Consider the following 19718-nt stretch of genomic DNA (forward strand, 5'->3'; position numbering starts at 1 on the left):
ATGCAAAAATAGCCGGTTTGAGCCGGCTATTTTTAACAATCTATTGTCCGTTACTAATGCTACATTAACTTATTAAGAGCAACATCTATTGATCCATTGTTAACGCTGTATTGTTTTTTAGATGACCAGCCATTGCTTTACGTAGTTTTTCAACCTTGGGCAGGGATACTCCCTGGATGTAAGGCTGATTGGGATGCTGGGCAAAGTAGTTTTGGTGGTAGGTTTCTGCCGGGTAGAAAACCGTGAGAGGAGTCACTTCCGTCACGACCCGATTGGCATAGTGCTTCGATTCATTGGTGCGCTTGATAGCCGCCAGGATTTCAGCCTTTTCTTCGGGAGTTCGATAAAAAGCGATCGACCGGTAATCACGGCCAACATCCGGCCCCTGCCGATTAAGCGTCGTAGGATCATGCCCCGCAAAGAAAGCATCCAGTAGTTGTGCATACGTAATAACCTTAGGGTCGTAGTACACCTGTACTGATTCGGCATGGCCGGTTTCGTCGGTGCTAACTTGCTCATAGGTTGGGTTTTTGGTCGTGCCACCGGCATAGCCCGAAATCACTTCCCGAACCCCTTTAAGTTGGTTCATGCCCTCGTCCAGTGCCCAGAAACACCCCCCGGCAAACGTAGCGACAGCTTCGCCCGGCTTAAGCGCTGGAAGTTTAGCAAATGAATAGTCTTTCGACTGGCCTTGTGCGCAGCTTACCAGCAAGAGCAAGCTCAGCACATATAAATGAATTTGTTTCATGCCGTTTTATGATCGTATTATGTTGGTATATAAACGAATAAAAATCATTTGCGGTTTCTTTTGTCGTATAAAGTAACGCGGGTGGAAATCCGCACGTTATTGCTGTCAAGGCGGGTTTTTACCCCCGTTACCACCTTAACATGAAACTTCAGTTTGAGAAGATAGAACCCGAAGCGGGTAGTTCATTTCGGGTCATTCACCACACCGAGGTTGACGCCTGCGGGGTGTATTGGCACTACCATCCTGAATACGAAATTGTGTATATACCCATCGGCGAAGGGCAACGACGCATTGGCACAAACGTATCGCGTTACGAAGCAGGCGAACTGATATTTGTTGGCCCAAACCTGCCTCACCTCAATTATAGTTACGGCAAGCAGGGTGATCATGAGGAAATTGTGGTGCAGATGCGTGAAGATTTTATGGGTGAAGCGTTTTTACAAACACCAGAGCTACAAACCGTTCGACGTTTGTTTGATCGGGCGCACACTGGGTTGATTTTCGGTCCTGATGCCAAACAACAAGTGGGTCCCTGGCTATCACAGATGGCCACACAAACGCCATTTGAGCGATTTCTGATGCTGCTACGTGTTTTACAGTTACTGGCTGAAACGTCTGATGTGCAGCCACTCCATGCCGATGGCGTTCGGTTCGATCTCAACCCTAAAGAGCAGGAACGTATTAATCGAGTTTGTCAGTACGTTGAACAGCATTATGCCAAACCGGTTGACATTCATGCGATTGCCGATCTCGCCAGCCTGACCGTTCCGGCTTTTTGCCGATATTTTAAGCGAATGACTCACCAAACCTACACGGATTTTGTGAATGAATACCGGGTAAATCAGGCCCGCCGGATGCTCCACTCCGCCCGAACTATAGCCGATGTGGGCTTTGCCGTTGGGTTCAATAATCTTTCACACTTCAACAAAACCTTTCGGGCCGTAACGGGCCAAACGCCCAGTGCGTATCGGAAAGCGCTGGTAGGGGGAATGGTGGCTACTCCGTAAGCTACCTGATTTACTGGTTCCCCGAAAACAAAAAGCCCGACCGAATCGGCCGGGCTTCACTATTGGATAGAAACGGACTACTGTGGCATCAGCACAGTATCGATTACGTGAATCACGCCGTTGGACTGATTCACGTCAGGAATTGTAACAGTGGCTACGCCACCCTTCGCATCCGTCAATTCTATTTTTTTGCCTTTCTGCATGGCCGTCAAAGTACCACCAGATGCAGTTTTCAGTGTCGCTTTGCCACCACCATCCGCAATGGCTTTCATCAGGTCGGTCGCGCTCATTTTGCCCGGCACTACGTGGTAGGTCAGAATACCCGTCAGCGTTTCTTTATTTTCGGGTTTCACCAACGTTTCAACAGTGCCCTTTGGTAGTTTATCAAATGCTTTGTTTGTGGGAGCAAATACGGTGAATGGACCCGGTCCTGACAGCGTTTCGACTAAACCTGCCGCTTTCACAGCCGCAACCAACGTAGTATGATCTTTCGAGTTTACTGCATTCTCAATGATATTTTTTGAAGGGTACATTGGAGCACCACCCACGGTAACGGTTTTTTCCTGAGCAAAGGAAACCTGGCTCAGCGCCAATAACGCACCTATAACTAATGTGACTTTAAGCGTCTTCATGTCGTTGTTCTTTGAAATTTTTAGAATGTGAAATGGTGTCGATCAACGTGAAGACTTACGGCAGAGTGATAAGGTTTGGATTTAACTAACCCACAAATAATTTATAATTAGCTGGTTGTTAGATTGTTGCCTATATTTCTTTTAAGGAGAAATACGGTAAATACCCAAAAAAGACCGCCGGACGAATGCCCGGCGGAATTGATCCTTTAGAAGGTGAGGTGGACGAAGAAGTGGATAGAACCAACAGGTCAAAGTTCATAAAGATTGAGTCAATACTGTACGGGAGATTCACCCGAAAAGGACCGGGGAAAATACGGTATTGTACACCCTGTATTTCCCGTATTTAATTGGCTTGATGCCCTTTTTAGATAGAAACTACTTTTGTAATTTACTGACAATCAATTGTATATTGTTTTTTTAGGGGCTTTGCTACTACAGGTATTGATTTACACTATTGTGAAAACTGACTGAAACGAGTACGTTCGTTCCCTCATCTTTTACCATAAACACTACCATCATGAACCCTACAGATCCATCCACACACGGTAAGCCAATTGATGAAGCGTGGTACAGAAAAATTCGTCAGAAATACAAAGAAAGAGTGGCTAACCCGGTAGGGGTTGATCCAAAAGAGGAACCGGATGGGATTATTTTTTCCGTTACAGAAATTAATGCCTTGCTCAGCCAGAAGCCTGACGAAATCGTTGTTTACTTTGGCGTTGTAAAGACAGTGGATAGCGAGAAAAAAGAGTATGACCGATTGACAGCTATACTGGTTGGACGAAAGGGTGGAAAAGACCAGCTTCCATCCGTCGATCCTGCGTTCAGACTTCTTGAGAATGGCACCCAGTGTTGTCCACCCAAAGAGGATCTTATTTTCGTTCCTGAAGCGTAATTTTATTGCACTAATTTTGAGCCTGTAAACGATGCGTTTGCAGGCTTCATATTATAAAAGCTACTATGCTTTTAAACCTATATTTAGCTGTACTTACGGGGTGTTTGTTGTATGCACTCTGGCACCGGCGCGCTCTAAATGGCTCTTTTAAATGGTTATTTGCTTTAATTTGCATTACCTGGATCGTTGAAGCAATAGGCTATTGGGGACTCGTTACCGGACGTAACAGTAATATAGTGTTTCATATTTTTCAGCCGACCGAATATGCCTTGCTGGCAAGTTTTTTTGCCAGCTATTTTGCAACGACACGTATTACGCAACTGGCACACGTTTCAATTATTTCGTTTGCTATTTTTTGCCTTATCGACGCGTTATTTATTGAAAAGATTAATGCAATAAATTCACTTAGTTTTAGCGTAGAAGCTATTCTGTTAATACTTTGGTCGGCTTATTATTTCTATGACTTATATAAGCAGGACGAGGTACTACACATCAGACAATTACCGGAGTTCTGGGTTTGTACCGGCATCCTTTTTTTTCAGACAGGTGCGTTTTTCCTGATGGGACTGCTGAATTACCTGGCAAGAACATCGCCTGACGTAGTGACGAAATTATATAACATAAATCATCTTTTAAATATTCTTCTGTATAGTCTTTATACAATTGGATTTGTATGCAAAGTGGGACAGAAGGAATCGTTATTATAGTTGTAGCCGGGACGATGCTTATGCTGCTTCTGGCCACTTTTGTGGCTTCTTTCTTCTTTTTACACCAAAGGCGAATTTTGAAGCACAAGCAGGAGTTAGTTAGTGTAGCTGAAACGTTTCAACGCGAACTTCTTCAGGCCCAGATCGAAATCCAGAATCATACCCTTCAGCAGATCGCCCAGGAGCTCCATGATAACATCGGCCAGTTGCTCACTGTAGTCATCATGCGGCTAAACTCGCTCGAAGACGAAATTGAGCAATCAACTACCCAGCAGTCAGTTAAGCAAACCCGTGATTTGGTTAGAACCGTCATTACCGATATTCGATCATTATCTAAAACCCTTGATCACGAAACGGTTGAGCGCTTCGGTCTTTTACCCAGCCTCACGCTCGAACTGGAACGTATTCAGCGGGCAGGTCGTATTCAGACTCAGCTTGTTACGTCTGGCGACGTGTATTCACTTGGCGAACAGCCCGAAATTGTACTGCTACGTATGGCGCAGGAGTCAATTAACAACGCCTTGAAACATGCTAATGCCCATAATCTGACGGTTTCGGCTGACTACAATCCCGACATTTTCACGCTCATAATCGCCGATGATGGGAAGGGTTTTAGTGTCGATGAAGTAATGACCCGAAAACTGGATCAGGCTGGAGCCGGGCTGAATAATCTCAGCCGTCGAAGTGGCTTACTGGGAGGAACATGTACTGTAATGAGTCGACCGAGCGAAGGAACACGTATTAACATTCAGATTCCACGTAACTAAATCATCAAAAAAGGACTCCATTTGGCTGGTAAAGCAACAAAGAGTATCAATAAAAGAGTAGACCATTCGAAAATACCCCAATGGAGGTATTGTGTTTAGCCAGGCAACTCCCTACTTTTCGGGGAGTAAATATGCTTAAGCACCTTCCTCATGCCTACCTCTATCGCCATCACCGACGATCATCATCTGGTGGCTGAAGCCTTCGCTGATCTGATTCGTAAATTTGACAATTACGAGGTGCTTTTTATTGCCGAAAACGGACGTGATTTACTCAATCAGCTCCAGCGTAGTGCCAAGCTTCCTGATGTTGCTTTAGTTGATTTGAATATGCCCGAAATGGATGGTTTTGAAACCACCCTCCAGCTTCGCAAACAATACCCATCGGTACGCATACTGGCTCTCTCTATGACGGATCGCGAAGAGGATATTGTCCACATGATACGTAATGGTGCACAGGGTTATTTGCTCAAAGGGTGCCGTTCGAAAGAACTGCGTCAGGCGCTGGACGACGTCATGACGAAAGGTTTCTATTACTCCGATTTCCTGACAGACCAACTTATTCGTAGTCTTAATGCCCCGATTGAAAATGTTCCTGTTGCTCCCTTCAAACTGAATGCCCGTGAACTCGAGTTTCTGAAACTGGCGTGTAGTGAGCTGATATATAACGAGATAGCGGATAAGATGTGTGTAAGTCCACGAACCGTAGACGGATATCGCGAAGTTGTGTTTCAGAAAATGAACGTCCGGACGCGGGTTGGCATGGTGATCGAAGCCGTACGACATGGCCTGGTAAAGTTTTGAGAAGATGACGAATGGATAATCGGGATCGCCCGTGTAGGAGAAGGCATCATGTAAGCTCCGTTTTACATTGTTCATCTACCGCATGGGCGATCCCGACTATCCATTCGTCATTTACCCCTTATCTTTGCCCAATGCAGTTGTTTTTTCATCGGGTGGATCTCCGCCTGAATCATACGTTTACCATCGCTCATGATAGTCGCGATGTGCAGCCAACCCTCATTGTCGAACTTCGGGACGGCGAACACAGTGGATTCGGCGAGGCTACCGCTACCCGTTATTATGGAATTACCATTGATGGCATGGTTGCGGTTCTTGACGCAATTCGCGAACGTATTGAAGTATATACCCTTACGAGTCCCGAGATATTCTGGGCCGATATGCAGCCGCTGCTGGCCGATAATCCGTTTGCACTGTGTGCGCTCGATCAGGCGGCCTGGGATTTATGGGCCAAACAGCAGGGAAAACCCTTGTACAAACTCTGGAACCTGGACCCGGCCAAAAGTCCGCTGACTGATTATACGATTGGGCTTGATACACCCGAACGAATGGTCGAAAAAATGCAGGAACGCCCCTGGCCGCTGTATAAAATTAAACTCGGTCGACCCGCCGAAGATATCACACTGGTGCGAGCCCTACGTCAGCATACCGATGCCGTGTTTCGGGTTGATGCCAATTGTGGCTGGACGGCCGATGACGCCATTCGTAAATCGCGCGAATTAGCGGCACTCGGGGTTGAATTTATCGAACAGCCACTGCCCGCCGACGATTGGGAAGGAGCCAAACGCGTAGTTGAACAGTCGATTTTGCCCATCATTGCCGACGAAAGTTGTATTGTTGAAACAGACGTTGAACGTTGCGCGGGCTATTTTCACGGTGTCAATATCAAACTGACGAAGTGCGGAGGAATTACCCCCGCCCGACGCATGATTGCCCGCGCCCGCGAGTTGGGCCTGCGTGTCATGGTTGGCTGCATGACCGAATCGAGCGTGGGAATTTCAGCTATTGCGCAGTTGCTGCCGCTGCTCGACTATGCCGATTTAGATGGTGCCATGCTCATTGCCAATGATCCCGCGACCGGCGTTACGTTCGCTTATGGTAAGGTCATTTATGCCAGCGAAAACGGTACCGGTGTTAGGTTATTAAGGGCGAACGGGTGAAGGAACGAGAGAATGAACGATGTGAAACCGGTTGTCGGAGCGTAGCGAATGAGTGAGAATTTTGAAATTAATCACCTGCCAGGTCGGACGATACACCATGAGGGGCAGACGTATCTTTTTTTTAGTGGAACAGCCTATCTAGGATTGCCTCAACATACTGATTTTCAGGAATTGACACTTGATTCCATACGTCGGTACGGGACCGTTTTTGGAAGCTCACGGAATGGTAATTTACGGCTTGCTGTTTACGAAGAGGCTGAAGCGAAACTGGCGGCAATTGTTGGTTCGCCCGCAGCCCTAACGCTTTCGTCGGGCATGATGGCTGGCCAGGTTATTTCAAACTGGCTACGGGCACAGCATGCTACGTTTGTTTACGGTCCCAGCGCCCATCCAGCTTTGTGGCATGAGCCAACCGTTACGTTGCCTACGCTGTCGTTTGCCGATTGGTCTGTCCAGATAGCCGATCAGCTACGTACTGAGTTAACGGGTAATCGTTCTACTGGTCCCGTAGCGATTCTAGTCAATTCGATAGATGCCGTTCGTTCGGAACGCTACAATTTTGATTGGGTGAATGATTTGCCCGACGATTGCCCTATTACGCTCGTTGTAGACGATTCGCACGGGATTGGCGTGTTGAATGACGGACAAGGAATTTGGCCGGAAATCGCTCATAAGCTAAAGGACAGCCAGATTCGCCTATTGGTGACGACTTCGTTGGCCAAGGCAATGGGCCTGCCGGGCGGGGCTATCTTTGGTGATGCCGATCTGTTAAACGCGATACGTCAGACGGCTTTCTTCGGTGCCTGTTCGCCAATGACACCGGCCAGTTTAGAGGCTTATCTGAAGGCTGATACGTTGTATGCAGAAGGACGCGAGCGATTACAGCGAAATATACATCTGGCGGAGACATTACTGCTTCCAACGGGTTTGTTTCACCACGCGGAAGGCTACCCTGTCTTCTTCACCAAACAGGATGGATTGTATCCCTATCTGCTTGATCATCAACTGTTCGTCTACTCATTTGCCTACCCAACGGCAGCTGATCGGGCTAATACGCGTGTTGTCATTAGCGCCTTTCATGAATCGGCTGATATTGAGCGATTGGCTGAGCTGGTTGCTGACTTTAAGCGCTAAAGATTACGGAGAAAAATGTATTGTGTACTTTGCCTTTGCAGTTGAAGTCCTATTTCAATCCCTCCAGAAATGCCAGGCTTACGGGCATTTGCTCCATTGAGCGCGATGATTCGTCTTCGATGAAAAAATGCTTCACCCCTGATTTCTTCGCCTGTTTCATAAGTGCCGATATGCCAACATCGCCCTGGCCGAGTGCTACGTTCGATTCGATGTCCGAATGGCCGGTATTGCTGTCGGGAGTGCCAGGCTTACGGTCTTTGAGGTGCATGAGCAGGAAGCGCTTGGGATACTTCTGCAATAAGGCAACCGGGTCATAGCCGGGGGCTTTTACCCAGAACACGTCCATTTCAAAGTTTACGGATTTAGGATCGAGATTTTCGGCTAAATAGTCGAAGAACGTACCGTCTTTGTACGTCTGAAATTCGTAACCGTGGTTATGGTAGCAGAACGTAACCCCATTTGCAGCCAGTAACTTTCCGGCAGTATTGAATACGTCGACGGCACGGTCGGCGTCCTGAATCATAAACGTATCGCCAGGATGTGGAATCCAGGTACAGACAACATACTTGGCGCCCAATGCTTTTGCTTCGGCTAAAACTTTCGGCACATTGTTGTCCAGATCTTCAAAACTGGCGCCTGTACTTATCGCTTTTATCCCGTTCTGGTCCAGTAACTTACGGAAATCGGTTAGGCTCAACCCATAGGTTCCGGCAATTTCAGCTTCCCGAAATCCCATTTGTTTGACTTTCGCCATCGTACCCGGAATATCTTTGGCAAATTGACTGCGGAAACTATACAATTGCAGACCTACCGGTGCGGGTTTTTGCGCCAGAGCAACCAGGCCGGATAGCAGCATTCCGGCAAGTAGGAAAGCAGGTGTCGTTTTCATAATTTCAAGTTTGGGTATTCAGTTATTCGTTTACGGCCACCATCAGCCTGCTTAGGATCGTAGTGACAGTTGCCGTGAACCAAAAACCGTAAACCGAATATTATCTACCCGTTTGCGTCGTAAACGTACTTTCAAAAATTTTGTCGGCATTGCCTGTTTCGAAGCCTTCGCGTCGGTGCTCTCGGGTGATTTGATCGGTTGGCACGTCTCGAAATTGAGGTAAGATGCGCCGTTCTGCAAACTCGACGTATGAACCGGCAATGCGAAACAGGTCGCCCCCGGCAAATTCTGCGTCAAGCATCTGGGCCACCGTCGACGCCTGTCGTAAATCGCCATCCGGACTGATTTTGATCGTGCCGCCCGCTGAATTGAGCCGTAAACCCTGGTTCTCCAGAAACGCTACAAACTCATCAATGGTGTTATACCCCGCTTTCAGGTTGTGGACGCTGATGGTGAAGTGATTCAGGTAATAGCGGTTATAAATTACCCAGGCCGCATATTCGCTTTCTTTTAGAAGAGCCTGATAATCGGCCAGGGTTGGCGTCGTCCAGAGGGGTTGGTGCAGGAACCGGTCAACGGCTTCAGCATCGTCCAAATCCAGCGAATCGACCGGGTCGCTCGCTACGGTGTCCGTGTAGCGAAGAATGATACGTTGAGCTTCATCGGATAACTCGTTTACACGCAGTTCACTGGCGAAAATGCGGGGAAAATGCGGTTCTGGTGGACTGTACCAAAAAGCTGTTAACTTCTTCTCGATGAAGTTATATTCGTCGCGCTTTTCGTAGCCGTAGTGCAGAAAAATTTTCTCGAACGAAGCCAGTCCGAGATTTGGAACGCCCATTGTCCGGAAGGCAATGTGGTCGTTTTCGATCTCGCCCGCCGATGCGATCACGTCCCCATCAATCATGGCGTTGATTACCTTCTGCACGTCGGGAACACGTTCACTGTATCGGCGCATCAGGCCATCCATTACGGCGCCGAGGGTTGAGGTTTGCATAGAGTTTAGTTTTTAGGTTTGGCGTAGTCTCTGACTACGTCGCCGTGTTCTTCGGGATTAGATCGTAAACGGACTAATTCAATTTCCATTGGCTTCGCGCCAGCAGTACGTCTTTGCGGGATTCACTATGAATGATCCGGTGCAAAAAAGTATCCGGCGTTTCGACCGTTGATTGGACCAGTAGTCGATCCTGCCAATGGCTTTCAGTTCGGTAAACTAAATCAATTTCGGCTAATTCTTTCGTTTGCAGGGTTTCGCCATCGATCGCTTCGAGCAACCACTGCACGTACGCTACGTTATTGACATGCTGATTCTTATCAATGCTTAGCCAACCGACTTCTACCTCTTTTTCCTGCGTTGTAACAAACGGCCTGACTTGAAAATCGGGTTTGAGTGGCAGCCTTGGCAATGGATGAACATCGGTTGGCGGGGACAGACTTAGAATGAAATCTGGCAGCGGCACCATCGCCCGCTTCTCCATACTGAAAACTAACCACGTACTGGCGGCATCGGCTAACAACGTCCCTGCTTCATCAACTAACCGAAAATCCCGGTAAATGAAATATTTTTCGACGCTGGTAGGGTACGTTATTAACTGAACGGTCTGCCCATAACCTGGGTACTGATGCATCCGCAACCGGAACCGCATGAGCATCCATCCAAAGCCACGTTGTTCCAGATCGGCAACCCCAATGCCGTATTCAATGGCATTGCGGTTTGCTGATTCCTGCATCAGATTCATCAGGGCCGGGATACTCATCCGCCCAAACGCATCGCACTCGTAACCCCGTATCGTGAACGTATCGGTTTGAATAAAAGACATGGACTAACTGGAAAAGACAGGGCAAAAATAAGTTAAAATAATTGTGCCCCGATTTGAAACCGGGGCACAATTAGCTAACAAAGATAAGGCTGACTTACTTGCCACTACCGATTGCCGATGGGCTACCCATGCCCTGCGAGAGGGTTAATAATTTTTCGCTAAGGGTCTGAATCGCCTTTTTATAACGAGCTTCCAGATCCGGGAGATTGGCCGTCGATTTTATCGAGGCTTCATACAGCAAACCGGGCAGCATCCAGGACGCATACCCACTGTTAGGGTCCGATGAGGCATAGAGCGATTTATACCAGCCACCAAATGCATTGCCTTTGGGGTCAATAAAGGAGCGTTCCAGTAAGCGCAGTTCTTTGTTTAACTCCACCAACTTGTCGGTTCGACCCGATTTGATGTAGTTTAGTCGGGCCATCTCGCAGGCGTCAGCATTCTTTTTCAGGTCAGCCACTACGTTCAGTAACGGAGAAATCGAATACGAAGGCGCATAGGCCTGAATGGCTTTCTCGGCCGCTTTCAGGTGAACTTCCAGATCGGCCGGGTAGCGGGCTAGGTCGTAGGGGACAAGGTCGGCATTGGCGAGCCGGAGCGTCATTGTACCAACCACCTGCTCCATCATTGGCCCCATTTTGTAGGTCGGATCAACGAACTTGTCATAGAAGTACAGATCATCGTATTGCGAGTGGTAGAGCGTAGGCCCTTCCATACCCGCACTTAGCGACGGAATGCCGATGTGCATATAGGGCGCGATGTGATCTGAGCCACCGCCCAGGTTACCAATGGTTGGTTCGCCGGCTACCAGCGCCGGGGCCGATGAGCCCGTCACGCGGGTCGGATTACCGGCGGCTTTGTGCCCCAGCCAGTGCTGATAAACCGTTATGTTGGAATCGGGATACTGAACGGATTGCGTCGCTTCGATAATGAGTTTTTTCATGGATGGCGACGCGCTGGCGCCAAACGTCCGGCCCGAGACGGCGGCATCGTAATTCATGTAGGCAACGGCTTTGGTGGTCAACTCATCGCGAAACTGCTCACTCCACTCGGCTGAACCAATGACACCGGGTTCTTCGGCATCCCAGTTGCACACTTTAATGGTACGTCGGGGGCGTTGACCGGCCTTTGCCAGTTTGCCCATTGACTCGGTCATACTCAGCAGCATAGCCGTACCGGAGTTGGGATCGGCGGCACCATAGGACCAGGCATCGTAGTGGCAACCCGCAATAATCCACTCGTCGGGAAACTCAGACCCGGTCAACGTACCAACGACCTGATAAATCCGCTGAATGGTTTTCTCCTGTTTCACCATCAACCGCACCTTCAAAGCTGGTCCTCCTTCCAGTCGATACGTATAGGGTAAGCCGCCCTGCCAGCCCGCCGGAACGGGTTTAGCGCCGGCCATGCGTTTCAGAATTTCAGTAGCCGACCCGTAGGGGAGGGGCGTAACGGGAATTTTGTGCAGACCAACGGCATTCTGATCGAGACGTTTAGGCGTGTTTTTGGCGTCCATCGGCAGGGCCGCTTCGCCAGGGGTTAGTGGATCGCCGGTGTAAGGGGTTGTCAATAAAGAGCCACGCTGAATGACGCTTTCGCTGTAATACGGTCCTTCGGGAAAGGTCAGGCCGCGCATGTAGCCCGAATCGGCAGGGTCGGTAAAAATGATAACGCCGGCGGCTCCAGCCGCCTGGGCAAACTGGGCTTTGTAGCCCCGGAAGTTGCCGCCGTAGCGGGCCATCACTATTTTTCCGGTTACCGAAACGCCCATGGCTTTCAACTGCTCGAAGTCTTCTTTACGACCGTAGTTCGCATACACGACTTCAGCGGTGGCGTCGCCCGAACCTGACCAGGCATTGTAACCCGGCGTTAGCCGTGGATCACTGCTGTATTTGTCTTCCTTAAACAGAAATTCGCGGATGTTCAGCGGCTGACGAATCGGCTCGACCAGTTCGACGGCAATTTCGCCGGGTCCTTTGGGAAGCAACACGTCGTGCGGGTAAATGTCGACCTGCCAGCCCGCTTTACGCATCGTTTCGGCGATGTAATCGCGAACCTGTTCGTTCTCTTTCGATCCCGTAATGTGCGGTACGCTGCTGAGTTTTTCAAGGTGATTTTTAAACGCTGCCGACGATTGTTTGGCCTTAAAATCGGCTTCCATTTTAAGCTGAGCCGCCTGACGGGCTGGTATGAAGCCGGTGAGATTCGGCTGCGCCTGTGCCGCGATTACACCCAAAGCCAGCGCCAGGGCCTGACCGGTAGTTTTAAGTAGAGGGAAATGCTTCATAAATTTAGGTTGTATAGTTTCCAAATATCGGTACTTAATGTGGTAAAATAGCCGTGTTGCAAATGAATATTTGGCAATAAAAAAGAGACGTGGCTAACACGTCTCTTTTTTGTGTTGATATAAGAAGCCTTTATTACTTAGGCATCGCGAAAATAGTTGGATCTATTTTAGGGTTAAAGACAACGTTCGAAAGCGTTAACGTAACAGAGCCGGGCATGGCTGGGCTATTAAGCTCCATCGTAGAGGGGAGCGTTAGGCCCTCAATCGTTTTGTAATTGCCATACTGCTGCTTAACCTCACCCGATTGGCCTTGTACCGATACCGTTGCTTTCATCGCCAGCAACTGGTAAGTATTGGCGTCTACGTAGTAGTTGGCTACTCCTTCTGGCCGTGTTACTTTCAGATTAAAGACGTCCTTGTCATTCATTTTCTCCTTGCCCACTAGCTCAACCGGATATTTTTGCGTCCTGGCCGTAGATAAATCAGCCCCTATTAAGAAGGTATTTCCTTTCTGCATTTTTATCTGATCTTCGGGAATAGGTTGGGCACCAGACCCGCCGGTCATTGGATTAATCATCCAGCCTTTTTCGCCATCAACGACCTGTGTGATCTGCTGACCCATGGCCGAAATATCCGTTCGGGATGACTGACCGACCACTGTCGTTGTTTTGCCTGTCATTTCCATGCCCATAATGCTCATGCTCTGGTTGTACTGGAGCGTTTTTACCGAGGCAATTTTATCGGTCCCACCCAAAGCCGCTATGTTCTTGTCAATTATTTCATCGGCCGTCTGCGCAAAGGATAAAGCCGGAATTGCCACAAGGGCAACAAGGGTGATCAGTTGTTTTTTCATGAAAAAGTTTGTCAGAAACTATGTCAAAGATACTAAACCGGGCACAGCAATAATGGTTGTTCAGGGAAAAATAGCGACGTGTTAGTGAACCACCAGCAACTTTAACGGCCAACTGGTTTGCAGGGCTGAGCGCCGTTTTCTACCTTCATAAGTTGAATCCTTTACTAACTAAACCTACGATGCTCTCGACGACCCGCATTAAACTTTCCGTCATGATGTTCCTCCAGTTTTTTGTTTGGGGCGCGTGGTACGGTCAAGTAACGAAATACCTTGAGACCCAACTCCATGCCACTGGTATACAGCAGGGAGCCGCTTTTGCAACCTTTTCGATTGCGATGATCGTGGCTCCCTTTTTCGTAGGCATGATTGCCGACCGTTACTTTGCTGCCCAAAAAGTTTTAGGCGTGCTCAATCTGCTAGGGGCAGCAATTTTGTTCTATCTGATCCAAATCAATGATGCGGACCAGTTTTTTTGGGTTCTTTTGGTTTACTGTTTGACATTTGCGCCAACGCTGGCTCTGACCACGTCAATTGCCATGCAGCAGATGACCAGTCCTGAAAAAGAGTTTCCGGGTATACGCGTGTTAGGGACTGTATCTTGGATTGTTGTAACAAACATAGTTGGGTACTACGGCTTTGGGGATAAAGTAACGATTTTCCAACTATCGATGTACTCGGCTATTGCGCTGGGTATTTTCTCATTTTTCCTGCCCGACACACCTCCTAAAGCTACAACTGCCACCTCATTTGCACAGATTTTGGGACTGGATGCATTCAAATTATTTAAAGATCGATCCTTCGCCATTTTCTTTCTGTCGTCGGTACTCATTTGCATTCCGTTGTCGTTCTATTACGCTATGGCTAACCCTTCCCTGACGGATGGGGGTATGCAAAACGTGGAAAATAAAATGTCGCTGGGGCAGGCATCAGAAGTGATTTTTATGCTACTGATTCCGCTGGCATACACGCGCTTAGGCGTTAAGAAAATGCTCATTGTAGGCTTGGTTGCCTGGATTATCCGGTTCATTGGTTTTGGTTATGGCGATGGTGGTTCGGGCGAATGGATGCTCTATCTGGCTATCATACTACACGGCGTTTGCTATGATTTCTTCTTTGTAACGGGCCAGATTTATACGGATAATAAGGCGGGCGAGAAAATAAAATCGTCGGCACAGGGACTGATTTCACTCGCTACGTATGGTATCGGTATGGGTATCGGCTCTTATCTTTCTGGCATTGTGAAAGATATGTTCAAGACTGGAAATAGTGTTAACTGGACTGATTTCTGGCTTGTCCCAGCAGGTATCGCGGCTGTGGTCCTGATTGTGTTTGTGTTTTTGTTTACTGACAATAAGCAAATTCGGGCGAAAGAAGACGAGTTAGTGCCAGGAAATTTATAAACTTATTTCAAACACAGCGTTACGGAGGCATCACGGAGAACACGGAAAATGCTCAGTGTTCTCCGTGATGCCTCCGTAACGCTGTGTTTACCTCCTATGCAACTCATTTCCTATAATATCAACGGCATTCGGGCCGCTCTACGTAACGGACTGTCCGACTGGCTTGCCCAGCACCAATTCGATATTCTCTGCTTTCAGGAAGTTAAAGCCACCGCCGACGTAGTGGATCTAGCTGTTTTTGAACAGCTTGGTTATCAGTACCACTGGCATGCGGCCGAAAAGAAAGGCTATTCGGGCGTAGCGACATTCTCTAAAATTGCGCCAACCAACGTAGTGCTGGGTTGTGGCCTGCCGGTTTATGATTGCGAAGGCCGTATCCTGCGCACCGATTTTGACGACCTGACACTGCTCAACTGTTACTTTCCATCCGGCACGTCCGGGGAAATACGGCAGGGTGTGAAGATGGAGTTCCTGCGCGACTTTTATGACTACGTAGTGGAATTGCGGAAAACCCGCCCGAAACTTATCGTCGTTGGCGATTACAACATTGCCCATAACGCCATCGACATTCACGACCCGATACGTAACAAAAACTCGACTGGCTTTTTGCCCGAAGAACGGGCCTGGATGGACCAATGGTTTGGGAATAATATGATCGATACGTTCCGATACAAACATCCCCAGGACGTAGCGTATAGCTGGTGGAGTTACCGCGCTGGTGCCCGCAGCAATAACAAAGGCTGGCGTATCGACTACGCATCGGTGACGGACAATCTCCGCGATCAGATCGTAGACTGCCAGATGCTATCCGATGCCGTTCACGCCGACCATTGCCCGGTCTGGTTATCAATGAGTGAGAGAGCGAATGAGTGAAAGAGCGATGCCACAGTATACGCTCTTTCACTCATTCGCTTTCTCACTCATTATGTATTTCCTCGTCTACAAACCGTACCTCATGCTCTCGCAGTTTTCGCGTGAGGGTAACAAACCAACGCTGGCTGATTTAGAATTCGATTTTCCGACGGATGTGTATCCTGTTGGGCGGCTGGATGCAGATAGCGAAGGATTACTGTTGCTGACCAATGACAAACAACTCAACCATCGTTTGCTAAATCCGAAATTCCGGCATAATCGAACGTATTACGTGCAGGTCGAGGGCGCACTGACCAGCGAGGCTTGTCAATTGCTGGCCGATGGTGTCACGATTTCGGTAGACGGAAAACCGTATCATACGCTTGCCGCCCATGCTCAGTCCATTGACGAACCACCCTTGCCCGCTCGTAATCCTCCCATTCGTTACCGGGCCAATATTCCAACTTCCTGGTTATCCATCGCGCTCCACGAAGGTAAAAACCGGCAGGTTCGCAAGATGACGGCCGCGGTAGGTTTCCCAACCCTCCGGCTCGTGCGCTGGGCTATTGAGACCTTCACGGCGGAAGGCATGGAACCGGGTCAGGTGCGTGAGTTAAGCCGGGCAGACGTACTACGTGGGCTGCGGCTTTGACTAGCCTGAGAAATTTTAAAAATCTGAGAGTAGCCCTCCAGGAAATGTTTCCTGGAGGGCTTTTTACGTTCCTGTCGTCATGTGTTATCTTTACACGTACGCAATCAACCCCAACTGGCTTTGAAGACGCTCAACGACAGGCGACTACGTATTTTCGGACCATTTGTTGTCTTTGTGGTCGGAACGCTGTTTTTTCGCCTGAACTGGTACTTTGAGGAACCGTTATCCACTGTGTTGCGCAGCGACCTGATAGCATTAGGGGCGGGTTATATTTGCTGGAATCTGGCTCGCTGGGTGGTTCTTTCGCTACAAAATCGCTATCCTGGTCTGGCCAGTACCCGTCGTCGTCTGCAATGGATGGCGTTGTTGCTTCCTGTGCTGGTAAATATCGCCTGGATAATTCGGCGAGTAGGACATATGGCCTTCAACGGACTGGATACGTTCTGGGCACCGTTGCCCGAATACACATATGCGCTTGGTATTCAGTTGTTTTATCACGCCGTCTATTTTGTCATTTACGAAGTCAGCTACGTGATGCAGGCCTGGCAGCAAACTTATGAACGAAACGAAGGGCTCAAAAAGGACAAGCTACAGCACCAGCTTGATCGGTTAAAAAGCCAGATAAATCCACACTTTCTATTTAATAGTCTGAACATACTGTCGTCGCTTATTTATGAAGATCCCCGAAAGGCAGAAGACGTAGTGGATGAAATTAGTATTGTATATCGCTATCTTTTGCGCGTCAATGATGGCGAATTGACGACGCTTGGCGCCGAACTTCAATTTATTCAATCCTATTTCCACCTGTTGCAAACCCGGTATGGTGTAGGGCTCGATTTGCAGATTCGGGTTGAAGCGGAGAAACGTGATTTCAAACTACCCGCGTTGACGTTGCAGCTGTTGCTGGAAAATGCAGTCAAGCACAATGTCATGATGCCCGACCGGCCGTTGAAGATTGTTATCGAGACCCAGGGCCAGTCGTTACTCGTTCGGAATAATCTTCAGCGGAAAAATACGCCCGTATTATCGAACAAGGTGGGACTGACTAACATCGCTACTAAATATAGATTGCTGGGTAAGGGTGATGTGTCCATTCAGGAAATTGACGGGCAGTTTATTGTTACCTTGCCGTTGCTGGCGAATCAGCCCGAATTAATTGTTCGTTCATGAAGCCACTTAACGACACCCGTCTGCGTTTACTGGGGCCGGTAGCCTTGTTTGCGTTTGTGGCTCTGTTTTTTCGGCTCGACTGGTATCTTAAGCTCCCGATTAAGACGGCCTTGTTCAATGATGCAATTGGTTTAACGGCGGGTCTGATTTGCTGGCAGATTGCCCGCTGGGTGGTGCTAAGGCTTCAAAAGCAGTATCCGGGTCTGGCCAATACGCGTCGGCGTCTACTTTGGCTGTTAGCGGTTTTGCCCGTACTGGTAACGTTCGCCTGGTTGTTGCGTCACACCGTTCGTTTCTTGATCGAAGGGCAATTTCTATACTTCACCAGTGCTGTAGAACTGAGCCGAACGCTCGGGATGCAGGTCTTCTACCATTTCATCTATTTTGTAGTGTATGAAGGCTGGTACATTTCGCGCCAGTGGCAACGCGCAACCGTAGAGACCAATGACTTACAGAAGGTGTCGCTGCAAAGCCAGCTTACATCGTTACAAAGTCAGGTCAATCCTCATTTTTTGTTTAACTGCCTCAATTCGCTGTCATCACTGATTCGGGAAGATCCCGTAGCTGCCGACCAGTTTCTGGAAGAACTCACCAGCGTTTTCCGTTATCAACTGCAAGCGAGTGAAGACCGCCTGATAGCCTTGCGCGAGGAGATGTCATTCATTCATGCCTACATTCACCTCTTGCAAACCCGTTATCCAACGGGGCTGGTGTTTGACCTTGCCGTCGATGAGTCGTTGCTGGCTTTATTCATCCCCCCGCTGGCGATTCAGGTGCTGGTCGAAAATGCAGTACGGTATAATGTGATTTTGGCCACAAAACCCCTGACCATTCGAATAAGTACTACGTCTGATCGGTGGTTATTGGTCGAGAATACACTTCAACGAAAGTCTATTCGGATCGACACTGTTGGAGAGGGTCTGACAAATCTGGCGGCAACTTACGCGTTACTGGGCCAGGAGACGATTCAGATTGACGAGCAGAAAGGCCGATATATGGTGAGCCTTCCTTTGTTGAGTCAAGAGTCCGTGGCTATTTCCCCATCCATTTCTTAAACTCCGTTGCCCGCTCCCGGCTGACCAATACCTCGTCGGTTGTTGCTGGTTTGAGCACTAATTTGAGTTTATTATTAAAATACGGATGAATCTGCTGGACCGCATTGACGGCTACGATAAATTGCCGGTTGGCCCGGAAGAACTCCGTAGGGTCGAGCATGGTGTCAAGCTCATCGAGCGTATAATCCAGCGAAAACTTCTGGTTGGTATAAGTTCGAAACAAACTGACGCCTTCCTCGGAAAAGAAATAAGCAATGTCACCCACTTCGACAGGCAACCACTGCGAAAGGTGACGTACCAGAAAACGCTTGCGGTGTTCGGTTGGCTTAAGTTGCTGCCGAAGTTGTTGCACAAAGGCATCAATCGCTACGTGTCCGTCCGTTTCTGTCTCTGGTTGTCTCGTGAGCCGTTTGTGTTTAGCCAGACTTGCTTCCAGTTCAGTACGTTTGATAGGTTTAAGTAAGTAATCAATGCTATTGACCTTAAATGCCTTCAGGGCATATTCATCGTATGAGGTCGTGAAGATGACGGGTGATGCAACGGGTGTCTGCTCGAAAATTTCGAAGCTTTGCCCATCGGCCAGTTCAATATCCATCAAAATCAGATCGGGAGCGGGGTGATTCTGCAAATAATTTACCGATGCCTGCACACTGGCGGCTGTAGCTATAACCTGAATGGTCGGATCTACCTCTTGTAGCAGCCGGGTTAGCTTACGAGCAGCTAGCTCTTCATCTTCGATCACGAATACGTTCATAACAGGATGGGCAATTTCAAGCTAAAAAAGAGAAAGGTTTCCTCTATTCGATTCTATAAAATTACGCATTGACGTTGCTTTTGTTAGAAGCATGTTCTTTCAACCGGTAAAACTAGTTTATGAAGTGATATTTAGGTC

20 protein-coding genes are annotated in these 19718 nt (G+C 48.4%); 12 read left to right on the plus strand and 8 right to left on the minus strand.

Annotated features, from left to right (window positions below; all coding sequences use genetic code 11):
- Positions 1–85 precede the first annotated feature (85 nt).
- Positions 86–748 (minus strand): peptide-methionine (S)-S-oxide reductase MsrA, encoded by a 663-nt coding sequence (msrA, locus tag BM202_RS22750; protein ID WP_093830431.1) that lies wholly within the window; start codon positions 746–748, stop codon positions 86–88.
- Between the two features lie 140 nt (positions 749–888).
- Between msrA and BM202_RS22755 the strand changes: the two genes are divergently transcribed.
- On the plus strand, positions 889–1755 hold the full coding sequence (locus BM202_RS22755; RefSeq protein ID WP_093830433.1) for an AraC family transcriptional regulator: 867 nt from the start codon (positions 889–891) through the stop codon (positions 1753–1755).
- 77 nt (positions 1756–1832) lie between these two features.
- Here BM202_RS22755 and BM202_RS22760 read toward each other — a convergent pair whose 3' ends face one another.
- Positions 1833–2387 (minus strand): fasciclin domain-containing protein, encoded by a 555-nt coding sequence (locus tag BM202_RS22760; protein WP_093830435.1) that lies wholly within the window; start codon positions 2385–2387, stop codon positions 1833–1835.
- A 517-nt stretch (positions 2388–2904) separates the two neighbouring features.
- Here BM202_RS22760 and BM202_RS22765 point away from each other — a divergent pair.
- The 6 genes from BM202_RS22765 (at position 2905) to BM202_RS22790 (ending at position 7848) form a co-directional block, all read left to right on the plus strand.
- The gene (locus BM202_RS22765) at positions 2905–3282 is read left to right on the plus strand and encodes a hypothetical protein (protein WP_093830437.1); all 378 of its coding nucleotides are present in this window, start codon (positions 2905–2907) and stop codon (positions 3280–3282) included.
- Positions 3283–3347: 65 nt separating this feature from the next.
- Complete coding sequence (locus BM202_RS22770) at positions 3348–3989, plus strand: hypothetical protein (protein ID WP_143100730.1); 642 nt, start codon at positions 3348–3350, stop codon at positions 3987–3989.
- Positions 3956–4756: a sensor histidine kinase gene (locus BM202_RS22775; protein ID WP_093830441.1), complete on the plus strand. Its 801-nt coding sequence runs from the start codon at positions 3956–3958 to the stop codon at positions 4754–4756. The genes BM202_RS22770 and BM202_RS22775 overlap by 34 nt, the downstream gene beginning before the upstream one ends.
- Positions 4757–4906: 150 nt before the next feature.
- On the plus strand, positions 4907–5557 hold the full coding sequence (locus tag BM202_RS22780) for a response regulator transcription factor (protein WP_093830443.1): 651 nt from the start codon (positions 4907–4909) through the stop codon (positions 5555–5557).
- Between the two features lie 131 nt (positions 5558–5688).
- Positions 5689–6714, plus strand: a complete 1026-nt coding sequence (locus BM202_RS22785; RefSeq protein ID WP_093830445.1) for a dipeptide epimerase — start codon at positions 5689–5691, stop codon at positions 6712–6714.
- A gap of 48 nt (positions 6715–6762) precedes the next feature.
- Entirely contained in the window at positions 6763–7848 is a 1086-nt protein-coding gene (locus BM202_RS22790) for an aminotransferase class I/II-fold pyridoxal phosphate-dependent enzyme (protein ID WP_093830447.1), read from the plus strand.
- A gap of 49 nt (positions 7849–7897) precedes the next feature.
- Here the strand turns inward: BM202_RS22790 and BM202_RS22795 are convergent, their stop codons facing one another.
- The 5 genes from BM202_RS22795 to BM202_RS22815 all read right to left on the minus strand — a co-directional run bounded on the left by BM202_RS22795 (position 7898) and on the right by BM202_RS22815 (position 13697).
- Complete coding sequence (locus BM202_RS22795; RefSeq protein WP_093830449.1) at positions 7898–8737, minus strand: sugar phosphate isomerase/epimerase family protein; 840 nt, start codon at positions 8735–8737, stop codon at positions 7898–7900.
- 100 nt (positions 8738–8837) lie between these two features.
- Positions 8838–9734 carry a DUF1338 domain-containing protein gene (locus BM202_RS22800; RefSeq protein WP_093830451.1) on the minus strand — a complete coding sequence of 299 codons (897 nt, stop codon included), beginning with the start codon at positions 9732–9734 and terminating at the stop codon, positions 8838–8840.
- Positions 9735–9807: 73 nt separating this feature from the next.
- The gene (locus tag BM202_RS22805) at positions 9808–10557 is read right to left on the minus strand and encodes an acyl-[acyl-carrier-protein] thioesterase (RefSeq protein ID WP_093830453.1); all 750 of its coding nucleotides are present in this window, start codon (positions 10555–10557) and stop codon (positions 9808–9810) included.
- Between the two features lie 94 nt (positions 10558–10651).
- The gene (locus BM202_RS22810; RefSeq protein ID WP_093830455.1) at positions 10652–12844 is read right to left on the minus strand and encodes a M28 family peptidase; all 2193 of its coding nucleotides are present in this window, start codon (positions 12842–12844) and stop codon (positions 10652–10654) included.
- 133 nt (positions 12845–12977) lie between these two features.
- Positions 12978–13697, minus strand: coding sequence for a LolA family protein (locus BM202_RS22815; RefSeq protein WP_093830457.1), 720 nt, complete (start codon positions 13695–13697; stop codon positions 12978–12980).
- Positions 13698–13876: 179 nt separating this feature from the next.
- Here BM202_RS22815 and BM202_RS22820 point away from each other — a divergent pair, with 179 nt between their 5' ends.
- From BM202_RS22820 to BM202_RS22840, 5 genes are all read left to right on the plus strand, one after another.
- Positions 13877–15097, plus strand: a complete 1221-nt coding sequence (locus BM202_RS22820) for a nucleoside permease (protein WP_093830459.1) — start codon at positions 13877–13879, stop codon at positions 15095–15097.
- 96 nt (positions 15098–15193) lie between these two features.
- Positions 15194–15970, plus strand: coding sequence for an exodeoxyribonuclease III (locus tag BM202_RS22825; RefSeq protein WP_093830461.1), 777 nt, complete (start codon positions 15194–15196; stop codon positions 15968–15970).
- Positions 15971–16022: 52 nt separating this feature from the next.
- The gene (locus BM202_RS22830; protein WP_093830463.1) at positions 16023–16601 is read left to right on the plus strand and encodes a pseudouridine synthase; all 579 of its coding nucleotides are present in this window, start codon (positions 16023–16025) and stop codon (positions 16599–16601) included.
- 120 nt (positions 16602–16721) lie between these two features.
- Positions 16722–17771: a sensor histidine kinase gene (locus tag BM202_RS22835; RefSeq protein ID WP_093830465.1), complete on the plus strand. Its 1050-nt coding sequence runs from the start codon at positions 16722–16724 to the stop codon at positions 17769–17771.
- On the plus strand, positions 17768–18826 hold the full coding sequence (locus BM202_RS22840; protein WP_093830467.1) for a sensor histidine kinase: 1059 nt from the start codon (positions 17768–17770) through the stop codon (positions 18824–18826). The genes BM202_RS22835 and BM202_RS22840 overlap by 4 nt, the downstream gene beginning before the upstream one ends.
- Here BM202_RS22840 and BM202_RS22845 read toward each other — a convergent pair.
- Complete coding sequence (locus BM202_RS22845; protein WP_093830469.1) at positions 18804–19580, minus strand: LytR/AlgR family response regulator transcription factor; 777 nt, start codon at positions 19578–19580, stop codon at positions 18804–18806. The genes BM202_RS22840 and BM202_RS22845 overlap by 23 nt on opposite strands.
- Positions 19581–19718 lie beyond the last annotated feature (138 nt).

The organism is Spirosoma endophyticum, from assembly GCF_900112365.1.
In the GTDB taxonomy this organism is placed as follows: domain Bacteria; phylum Bacteroidota; class Bacteroidia; order Cytophagales; family Spirosomataceae; genus Spirosoma; species Spirosoma endophyticum.

Bases quoted from the DNA above. Each gene is read 5' to 3' on its own strand.
- BM202_RS22775 (WP_093830441.1), top strand. From the start codon at position 3,956: ATGCAAAGTGGGACAGAAGGAATCGTTATTATAGTTGTAGCCGGGACG.
- msrA (WP_093830431.1), bottom strand. From the start codon at position 748: ATGAAACAAATTCATTTATATGTGCTGAGCTTGCTCTTGCTGGTAAGC.
- BM202_RS22785 (WP_093830445.1), top strand. From the start codon at position 5,689: ATGCAGTTGTTTTTTCATCGGGTGGATCTCCGCCTGAATCATACGTTT.
- BM202_RS22805 (WP_093830453.1), bottom strand. From the start codon at position 10,557: ATGTCTTTTATTCAAACCGATACGTTCACGATACGGGGTTACGAGTGC.
- BM202_RS22800 (WP_093830451.1), bottom strand. From the start codon at position 9,734: ATGCAAACCTCAACCCTCGGCGCCGTAATGGATGGCCTGATGCGCCGA.
- BM202_RS22755 (WP_093830433.1), top strand. From the start codon at position 889: ATGAAACTTCAGTTTGAGAAGATAGAACCCGAAGCGGGTAGTTCATTT.
- BM202_RS22765 (WP_093830437.1), top strand. From the start codon at position 2,905: ATGAACCCTACAGATCCATCCACACACGGTAAGCCAATTGATGAAGCG.
- BM202_RS22845 (WP_093830469.1), bottom strand. From the start codon at position 19,580: ATGAACGTATTCGTGATCGAAGATGAAGAGCTAGCTGCTCGTAAGCTA.
- BM202_RS22790 (WP_093830447.1), top strand. From the start codon at position 6,763: ATGAGTGAGAATTTTGAAATTAATCACCTGCCAGGTCGGACGATACAC.
- BM202_RS22810 (WP_093830455.1), bottom strand. From the start codon at position 12,844: ATGAAGCATTTCCCTCTACTTAAAACTACCGGTCAGGCCCTGGCGCTG.
- BM202_RS22795 (WP_093830449.1), bottom strand. From the start codon at position 8,737: ATGAAAACGACACCTGCTTTCCTACTTGCCGGAATGCTGCTATCCGGC.
- BM202_RS22770 (WP_143100730.1), top strand. From the start codon at position 3,348: ATGCTTTTAAACCTATATTTAGCTGTACTTACGGGGTGTTTGTTGTAT.
- BM202_RS22815 (WP_093830457.1), bottom strand. From the start codon at position 13,697: ATGAAAAAACAACTGATCACCCTTGTTGCCCTTGTGGCAATTCCGGCT.
- BM202_RS22825 (WP_093830461.1), top strand. From the start codon at position 15,194: ATGCAACTCATTTCCTATAATATCAACGGCATTCGGGCCGCTCTACGT.
- BM202_RS22760 (WP_093830435.1), bottom strand. From the start codon at position 2,387: ATGAAGACGCTTAAAGTCACATTAGTTATAGGTGCGTTATTGGCGCTG.
- BM202_RS22830 (WP_093830463.1), top strand. From the start codon at position 16,023: ATGTATTTCCTCGTCTACAAACCGTACCTCATGCTCTCGCAGTTTTCG.
- BM202_RS22820 (WP_093830459.1), top strand. From the start codon at position 13,877: ATGCTCTCGACGACCCGCATTAAACTTTCCGTCATGATGTTCCTCCAG.
- BM202_RS22780 (WP_093830443.1), top strand. From the start codon at position 4,907: ATGCCTACCTCTATCGCCATCACCGACGATCATCATCTGGTGGCTGAA.
- BM202_RS22840 (WP_093830467.1), top strand. From the start codon at position 17,768: ATGAAGCCACTTAACGACACCCGTCTGCGTTTACTGGGGCCGGTAGCC.